This window comes from Dysgonomonas sp. (genome assembly GCF_035323175.1).
Taxonomy (GTDB): Bacteria; Bacteroidota; Bacteroidia; order Bacteroidales; family Dysgonomonadaceae; genus Dysgonomonas.
The window spans coordinates 216,733-226,329 of sequence record NZ_DAOKYH010000005.1; the positions used below are offsets into that span (position 1 = coordinate 216,733).

Annotated in this window: 4 protein-coding genes; 3 read left to right on the top strand and 1 reads right to left on the bottom strand. The window is 37.9% G+C overall.

The features are described from left to right. The first annotated feature begins 14 nt into the window (after positions 1 to 14). Both PKC55_RS08945 and PKC55_RS08950 read left to right on the top strand, forming a co-directional pair. Positions 15 to 3,233, top strand: a complete 3,219-nt coding sequence (locus PKC55_RS08945) for a DUF2135 domain-containing protein (protein WP_291125572.1) — start codon at positions 15 to 17, stop codon at positions 3,231 to 3,233. 169 nt (positions 3,234 to 3,402) lie between these two features. After that, a complete protein-coding gene (locus PKC55_RS08950; RefSeq protein ID WP_291125575.1) occupies positions 3,403 to 4,791 on the top strand; it encodes an alpha-L-fucosidase in 1,389 nt (462 codons plus the stop codon). A gap of 575 nt (positions 4,792 to 5,366) precedes the next feature. Here the strand turns inward: PKC55_RS08950 and PKC55_RS08955 are convergent. Further along, entirely contained in the window at positions 5,367 to 8,945 is a 3,579-nt protein-coding gene (locus tag PKC55_RS08955) for a glycoside hydrolase family 2 TIM barrel-domain containing protein (protein ID WP_324372722.1), read from the bottom strand. Between the two features lie 270 nt (positions 8,946 to 9,215). Here PKC55_RS08955 and PKC55_RS08960 point away from each other — a divergent pair. Next, positions 9,216 to 9,597, top strand: a 382-nt coding sequence (locus PKC55_RS08960) for a terminase small subunit-like protein (protein ID WP_324372724.1), incomplete at its 3' end; no start/stop codon positions are given.

The window sequence follows — 9,597 nt, forward strand, 5'->3', positions numbered from 1 at the left end:
AATATCTGAACATTATGAAAAAGTATCTCTTGTTAATCACTTTTATATGGATAGGCATCTATTGTTTAGCCCAACAGGTAAATCCTGGTAGTCCTACAATACAAGTGAAGGATCTGCAAGCAACCGAATTGCCGATTCGTATATCGAACGTAAACATAGATATAAAAGTAGTAGGTCCACTTGCTGTTACTACAGTTGAAATGACTCTCTATAATCCCAATAAACGTGTATTGGAAGGCGAATTACAATTTCCCTTGGCAGAAGGACAAAATATTTCGCGGTTTGCTCTCGATATAAATGGAAAGCTCAGAGAAGGAGTCGTTGTAGAGAAAGCTAAAGGGCAGGAAGTGTTTGAATCGATAGTCAGACGAGGGGTAGACCCCGGATTGTTGGAAAAAACACAGGGAAATAATTTTAAAACAAGGGTATATCCTTTGTTTGCCCGAGGGACAAGAAAGGTTGTGATTGCTTATGAACAAGAATTGCCGAAAACAGGTGATAATTATCGTTTCTTTCTTCCCGTAGAATACGGAAATAACGAGCTTGATAAATTTAATCTTCATATTACAGTATTTGGAAAAGAAACCCAACCAAAAATAGATAAAACACCTTGGGGAGGCTTTACTTTTAGTAATGAGGGAGATGTTTATCAGGCATCTTATTCTGCTCAAAAGTATAAAGGAAAAGGACAACTCGTGTTTTCTGTTCCTGTAAAAAACGATGCTCTTACTTTTCTTGAAAAAGGTATTATTAGCGGTGAAACTATTTTTTATTCTCAGGTTTTCCCCCCGCTGAAAGAACAATCTCGAGAGGTGCCAAAGCGTATTGCCTTGTATTGGGATGCGTCATCGTCGATGGATAGACGGAACTTTGATTTGGAGGCTAATATGTTATCCGGCTATTTTAAAGAAATAGGAAATGTTACTGTAGATCTTCATACTTTTAACTGTTTTCTGGGTAAGGCTCAGACTTTCAATATTCGGAATGGAAATTGGAACGCCCTTAGAGAAACATTAGAGAAGGTTTCTTATGATGGAGCTACTCGGTTAGGAGCTTTGGATTTTGCAGATGTGAATGCGGATGAGATATTTTTATTCTCTGACGGGTTAAGCAACTTTGGAGAACAGATACAACAGATAGGTGGTACACCAATCTCTGTCGTTTGTTCTTCTTTAAGTGCAGACCATAGTCTGTTGACGTACTTGGCAACTGCCAGTGGAGGAAAATATATAAATCTTTTACAACAGGCTCCGTCTGATGCCGTAAAGTTACTGTTGAATCAAAACTTCAGACTGATATCCGCTCTCTATAATAAAAAAGAAATTAGTGACTTTACAGCGTCAACTCTTATTCTAAATTCCGAATCGGGGTTTTCGGTAACAGGAAAATTGAAAGCCGCAAAAGCTTCTATTACTCTTAATTTTGGAATAGGTGATAAAATTACATATACAAAAACTCTAACTATAGATTCCCGAGATGTGGCTAATTATGGAAATATAGTAGAGCGAGTGTGGGCTGAAAAGAAAATAACTCAGCTGGATATGTTATTTGATAGAAATAAGGAAGAAATCGAAGAACTTGGAAAGAGATATAATATTGTTACTCGTAATACATCATTGATTGTTCTCGAAAATCTTTCTGATTATATACAATACAGGATTGTGCCTCCAGCTGAATTGCTTGAAGAGTATAATAAGAGTGTAATGCAGATAGAAAACGATGAAAAAGCAGCCAGAGAAAGACAAATAAACGGAGTAATCTCCCTTTTTAACGGTAGGAAAACATGGTTCGAAAAAGATTTTACTCAACAACCTGAAAAAGTAGTATCTAAGCCGCGCTCAATAGCCTCCCCTTTTCTAAATGTTCAAAGTGGCTCGGTGAGAGGTGTTGTTGTAGATTCTTCCGGTGTGCCTATTATAGGTGCTACGGTAATAGTACAAGGAACAGATACTGGATCAATAACCGATCTAGATGGAAAATATTCTATTAATGCACGGAATGGGGATATATTGGTATTTAAATTTATTGGGTATGAGCCGAAGGCCGTAAAAATAGAGAACAATGTTGCAAATGCTATTCTTGAAGATAGCCAGATGATGCTCGAAGAGGTAGTAGTAGGTTATGGTATAGAAAGAAGAGTAGATGTGACAGGCTCTGTAAGTACTGTCTCTGCAGATGAGCTACAGTCACTCTCTAACGCTTTGCAAGGCAGGATGCAAGGTGTTCAAATAACAGAGGACACAGGAGCAGGCAATGAAATAGGGATAGAGAATACTGAAAACGGAATTTCCAACCAAGGATATCAAAGTGAAGATGTGAAAGCTGCAATAGAACTAAAAACGTGGAAATCGAATGCTCCATATATAGCCAAATTAAAATCGAAATCGGATGAAGATTTATATCCGGCCTATCTGGCTATTAAGGAGGAATATAAAACAACGCCTTCTTTCTTCTTAGAAGTAGCTTCGTTGTTTGAAGAAAGAGGGTTGAAAGAAAAAGCCTTAATAATTCTATCAAATCTGGCAGAGTTGGAAGCAGAAAATTATAGACTATTACGAGTCTTGGGTTATCGCCTGAAACAGCTTGGCTATAATGAGTATGCCATAGAACAATTTAAGACAGTATTAAGGCTACGCCCTGAGGAACCTCAATCTTATCGAGATTTAGGTTTGGCTTATGCTCAGAATAATCAATATCAAGAGGCTGTAGATATGTTGTACAAAATAGTAGAAGGAAGTTGGGATGATAGATTTCCTGAAATAGAGGTAATTGCCGTTGAAGAAATGAATCAGGTGATTGCTGAAGCAAATCGTAAAAAAGTGACGTTGAATTTATTGAATGTAGATGAAAGATTGATATATAGCATGCCTATGGATATACGCGTAGTTCTCAATTGGGATACAGATGATAGCGATATGGATTTGTGGGTAACAGACCCTTATGGTGAAAAGTGCTATTATAAATATAGGTTTACTAAAACAGGTGGTCTTATGTCATGTGATTTTACCGGAGGATATGGGCCAGAAGAGTTTATGATAAGAAAAGCCGTCAAAGGAAAATACATGATTCAGGCAAATTATTATGGTTCACAAGAGCAAACCGTTATAGGACCAACTACCATTTATTTGGATATCTACACATATTATGCAACGGGTGAGGAAAAGAAGAAGACAATTACTTTACGTTTGTCTCAGAATAAAGAGGTGATAAATGTAGGAGAAGTTGAGTTTTGAAGATACATGTTATAGTTTATAACATATATATTGTTTTGAAGGGGTGGAGATTATGATTCTAAGATGAGTCTTCCTCCCTTCATTAATGAAATAAATAATTACATATATTTTCTATTTCATCCTTCTCCAAAATACTTATATTCGCATAAATTAAAACCCTTTATTTATTATGAAAAAATGCCCATTATTAATTCTTAGCCTGTTTTTTATTTTGTCCGGCTATTCTCAAGTAAAATCATTACCCGATCTTCAGCAAGAGTTTATAAACCTGCGTTTTGGAATGTTTATCCATTTCAATATCCCTACCTTTATGAGTGATGATTGGGCCGATCCTGATACTTCACCCTCAATTTTTAATCCTCGAAAGTTAGATTGTAATCAATGGGCCAAAACAGCAAAAGAAGCCAACATGACTTATGGATGCCTTACCACCAAACATCATAGCGGCTTTTGCATTTGGGATACCAAGACTACAGACTATAACGTGATGAATAGCCCATTGAAGCGCGATGTTGTAAAGGAATACGTAGATGCTTTCAGAAAAGAAGGTCTGGGGGTAATGTTGTATTACTCCATCCTGGATACACATCATAAATTACGTCCGGGCTTTATTAGCCCTAAGCATATAGATATGATAAAAGCTCAGTTGACAGAACTCCTTACCAACTATGGCGAAATAAAAGCCCTGATAATCGACGGGTGGGATGCTCCGTGGTCACGCATTTCTTACGACGAAATACCTTTCGAAGATATATACTATCTGATCAAGTCTTTGCAACCCAATTGCCTTGTGATGGATCTGAATGCAGCAAAGTATCCTACTCAGGCATTATTTTATACAGATATAAAATCGTATGAACAAGGTGCTGGTCAGCATATTTCTAAAGACAGCAATTCTCTGCCGGCTCTGTCTTGTCTGCCAATAAATTCGGCTTGGTTTTGGAAAGAAGATTTTCCTAAAACGCCAGTAAAAGATCCGGTGAAATTGGTTAATGACAATATAATCCCATTCAATAAGGTCTATTGCAACTTTATTCTTAACGCAGCTCCGAACAGGGATGGATTGATCGACGATAATGCTGTTGCCGCTTTTCGCCGGATAGGTAAATTGTGGAAAAATGAAGGAGCATTAAATAACTTGCCTAAGAATGAAGCTCCGATTATCTCTTCGAATATAGCAAAGTTTAAGCCGGCAAATTCGAGTTGGAGCTGGGATATGCAGCTCATGGATTTTGCGAATGATGATAATTTCAAAACAGGATGGGAGTCAAATCCATTGGTAAGCAAACCATGGCTGGAAATAGAGCTAGGCAACAATGAACAGCCATTCAATATGATTACAATAACTGAGAAAAATAACAATAACGATATACAATCTTATAAATTGGAATACCTCCATAATGGAAAATGGCAGACTATTTTTTCAGGAGTAAAATCGGATGTCATTAAAATACATAGGTTTGATAAGGTATGGGGAAATAAAGTTCGCATATCAATAGAGGAATCTAAGAGCTCTCCAACTATAGCAGAATTTGGAGTTTATAACGAACGAAGATAAATTGAAAAAGAGGAGATTTTAAGAAATCTCCTCTTTTGTTTATATCTATATTTTCGATAAAGTAGATGTGTCTATTCTATCATTCCTCAGATTTGTTTTCCTCAACTGGCTATGTTTTGTATCAAAAAAAGCCTCTCTTTCCTTATATATCAGAATTTCAGTTGTTATCATTGTTATGCAATAAACGACAAACGGGATAATTATAAAGTACGGAATATATTCTACATTTCCGTTAAACCTGAAATTACTTAAAGCCAGAATTAGCAAATAAAGGAAAAACACGATGTATGAAGCTTTCTGTATTGTTCTATATTTCTTATACCTTTCCATAATCAGTGGCATTTAATATGTTACAAACTATAAGAAATTGTATTTTCTTAATGATCAAACGAGAAGTATATTCATACGCAATCCTTTCTTTAGAATCGTTTTTAATTTAGGTTAAGAGTAAATATAAGATTTAAAATGCAGATTTACAAATATTTTATAGAGTATTCACAATGTGTTATACCTCCAAACAAAAAGGCTTGTAATGAATTTTCACTACAAGCCTTTGCTATTCTGTTAATGTTTGCTTATTCCACACCTTGTATTCTGAACGAATAACCTAGGTTCTGATTAGCCGGAATCATGTATTGCGGCAGTGGCAGAGGTCCGCAACTTGCATTACCTAGACCTTGTTGAACACAATCCAGACTTAAATAAACTTCGGGTTTACGGATCTCATTCAATTTGAAATCATGCACGGCTTTCCACAACGCCTGATCGGTGAAATGCAGAGCACTAAATCCTAACCTGTCTTTCGATTGGATTTTAATCCCTTTCTTATTTTGGTCTGTGATGGTAACCCATCTTACATCTTCCCTATTACCCATGCTTTGCGCTCTCACATAGTGCTCTTGCTCCATTCCTTTTGCAGTGGTCTGATATTGCCCTATGTATGCAGAAACCTTTCTGTCCGAATAGTTTTCGTGAGGGCCACGTCCATAATAACGGACATTTTCCATTCCTTCCGGCAATACGACTTGCAAGCCCAAGCGGTGAACAAATGATCCTGCAGAAGGAGACGTGAAATTCGCATCTACATCAATTGTTCCATCTCCGTAGATCGTATACTTTACAGTATATGGGATTCTTACTTCCTTCGGGCTTTTTATTGTAGCTGTAGTGGCAGACAGAATAGTTAGAGATTTCTTGTCCGGCGACAGTTGATAACTGAACATCGGTTTGTCATTCTCTGTTGTATAATAGTTCTGATCGGTGTATTTGTCGTTATTCACACTACGATACCAGTTGAGGTTAAATCCGCTTTGGTTATGTATCATTTCCTTTCCTCCATACTGAAGAGAAGTCATTATACCTGTTTGTGAGTTGAATGCAGTCTTGAAATCACGTCCGCCTATTACAAGGTTGTCACCTTGTGTGCTCACTTGTAGGTCACTCATAGATGATGTGTCAACCGAAGATAAAGGCTGTCTGGCGTTCAGGGCAAACTGTGCTGATGCCATTTCATAACCTGCTTTTTCCCAATTCGTATCGTTCTTTAGTGTGAAGTATATATTCAATAGATACTCGCTTCCTGCATCCAGATTTTTATTATATGGGACAGTGATTGTCGTTTTTTGGTTCGGTGCTAAGTCTATCGAAGGCATTGTTCCCGATTCGGATTTAACACCATCTTTAAGAACTTCCCATTTTATATTAAACTCATTCAGATTGGTAAAGTCATACTTATTTTCAATCTCAATTTTGCCTGTATTCAACGATAGTTCACGGAATTTGATGTATTGATATATTTTCTTTATCTCCAGCAGCTTTGCTGTAACTCTACGATCGGGAGTTGTTAATCCGTTACATACAAAGTCGAAGTCATTTGGTTTGTCACCAAAGTCACCTCCTAGGTAATATTGATTGTCCGGTTTTCCGTACATGTTCAATCCCTGATCTACCCAGTCCCAAACGCATCCGCCTATCATACGTTGCGATTTGTTTTCTATATAATCCCAATATTCGGCGATATTGCCCGGTGCATTCCCCATCGAGTGAACATATTCGCACAAGAAATAAGGTTTGTCGGTATCTCTTTGGTCAAAGGCAGCCATACGTGCCAAATCGGGATACATGTGAGAGTCTATATCTGCTACTTCATTCTTGCCTTCATAGTGAACAGGGCGTGATGGATCGAGCAGCTTAGCTACTTTATACATCTCATCGAAGTTGTCGCCATTTCCACCTTCATTGCCCAAAGACCAGAAGATAACGGACGGATGGTTCTTGTCTCGTTGTATCACTCTTTCTATTCGGTCTTTGAATGCCGGAATCCAGCTCGGCATACCACTTATCGAATGATTGCCATGATTTTCGAGGTCGGCCTCATCCATTACATACAATCCGTAATAATCGTATAAGGCATACATCCTTGGGTCGTTAGGATAGTGGCTTGTGCGTATTGTATTCAGATTATGTTGCTTCATCATCACGATGTCCTGTATCATCGATTCTACAGGGACAGCTTTTCCGAATCTGGGATGAATGTCATGCCTGTTTGTTCCTTTAAAGAAAACCTGTTCGTTGTTGATATAAACACGTTTGTTCTTTATCTCTATTTTTCTGAATCCAAACTTCGAGGACATTGCTTCCAATACATTTCCATTATTGTCTTTCAGGGTAATGATTGCAGTATAAAGGTTCGGCTTTTCGGCAGACCATAGCGACGGGTTCGTAACACTAGCCTTTATATCATACTCCTGTTCTTGGTTTGCCTTCAATGCTCCAACAGGTTGTGTGATGTTTGCAACCTCCTTGCCTTTAGTATCTAAAAGTGATACACCTAGAGTCGTCGTTTGAGATGCTTTTTTATCATAATTCTTTATCGAAGCTTTCACTTTGAAAAGGGCAGAGCTGTAATCATCTCCTTTAAAATCTGACTGTAAGAAGTAGTCACGTACATGTACTTTAGGTGTTGCGTATAAGTACACTGGACGATGAATTCCACTCAGGCGGAACATATCCTGATCTTCTATATAGCTAGCATCCGTCCAGCGATAAACTTCGGCAGCAATGGTGTTTGTTCCTGCTTTAACGTAATTTGTAATGTTAAATTCGGCAACATTGTTTGCACCTTGGCTATAGCCTACTTTTTTACCGTTTATCCATACATATATTCCACTGTATACACCATCGAAGTGTAAGATGATTTCTTTGCCATCCCAATCTGCCGGAATAGAGAAATCACGGCGATACGATCCTACGGGATTTACTTCTATCTCGTTGGTGTATCCTTTTTGCGGTTGTATAAATGGAGGATTATTCTTGAATGGATAAGTTATATTCGTATAGATGGGTGTTCCGTATCCGTGCATTTCCCAGTTGGAAGGCACAGGTATTTCTTTCCAAGACGAAACATCATAGTTTGTCTTATAGAAATCTTTAGGACGTTCCGAAGGTTTTTTTACCCAATTAAATTTCCAATCACCATTCAGAGATAAGTACAAGGACGATGACGGTTCTTCCCAAGGTTTATCGAAGCTTTTATCTTTTTTAAGGCTTTCTACAGAAGGGAAGGGGATATAAGTTACGTGTCCGGGTTCTTTGTTTATTGCAAAGATTGTTTCATTCTCCCAGTCGTTTTTACTTGGTTTTAACTTTTCCTCTTTAGGCGGTTTGATATTCGTAGGAACCAGCCTCCATGTTTGAGAAGAGTTTGGAAGTTGCGACAACTGCGCGCCGATGGCATCCTCTCCGGTGAAAGCCAGTGCCATTTGGCTCGCTTTATGAATGATGGCAAAAGCACCTGTACCTGTTACATTCAATTGCCATTGCTGGTTTATGTTTGACTTGTTACTATCCCACTGAATGATTGGATTCCCATTCCCTGTTGTCGTATTGTTGTTGTCAATACTTTTGTAAATAAAGGGGTTGGAGATCATGTAAGAACCGTTTGTCAACTTTTCTATTTTCCACACTTGCCCTTGGCTGCTCTTTTCATTTTTCGATAAATAAAGAGATGCGGCATTGTCGTGCACGTCTCTGTTATCTACTACAAAACCTGAGGGGCTAACAATCTTGTATAAGATGTTTGGGTTTATTTCCTGAGAGAAGAGTTTTGGGCATATTAACATACTCAGGAAAAAACAAAAATAAATAATTCGCATTCGCTTTAATTTTTAATAAATTCTGTTTTCTGATACTTTAAGGGTGTTTTTTCGAATGTTAAAGATAATATTTATATTCATAATAATACTAACCGCTGCCTCACATTCCCGATATATTGTATATTCTCTCATCAATTCATTTTTTTGCGACTGTAGGGGTGATTCCTTGTGGTCGCCCGAATATAAACGGGCAGGGACAAGCCACTGCCCCTACTTATTCATCACTTTTCTAAATAATTATCTATTATAAACAACATTATTATAACAGATATGGCAAAGTATACCGAAAGGCTGGCAGAAAAGATTGTCTCGCTGATAGAAGAAGACACATATTCTATCACAGAGATTTGCAAACACCTGAAAATAACCCGCAAATCATTCTATGAATGGAGAGACAAGAAACCCGAGTTTAGAAAAGCAATAGAAGCCGCAATTGAAAGCAGGGATGAGGCTTTGGCAATCACTGCCCGCCGATCGTTAAAGAAAAAGCTGGAAGGCTACACCCTCACCGAGATACGGACTACCTATGTACCTGATAAAGAGAATCCAGAAAAACTAGTACTGAAAAACCGGGTAGTCAGACAAAAAGAATATGCCCCCGACACACACGCTATCAGGCTGGTATTGTTGCACAACGAAACAAAGGAAGAAG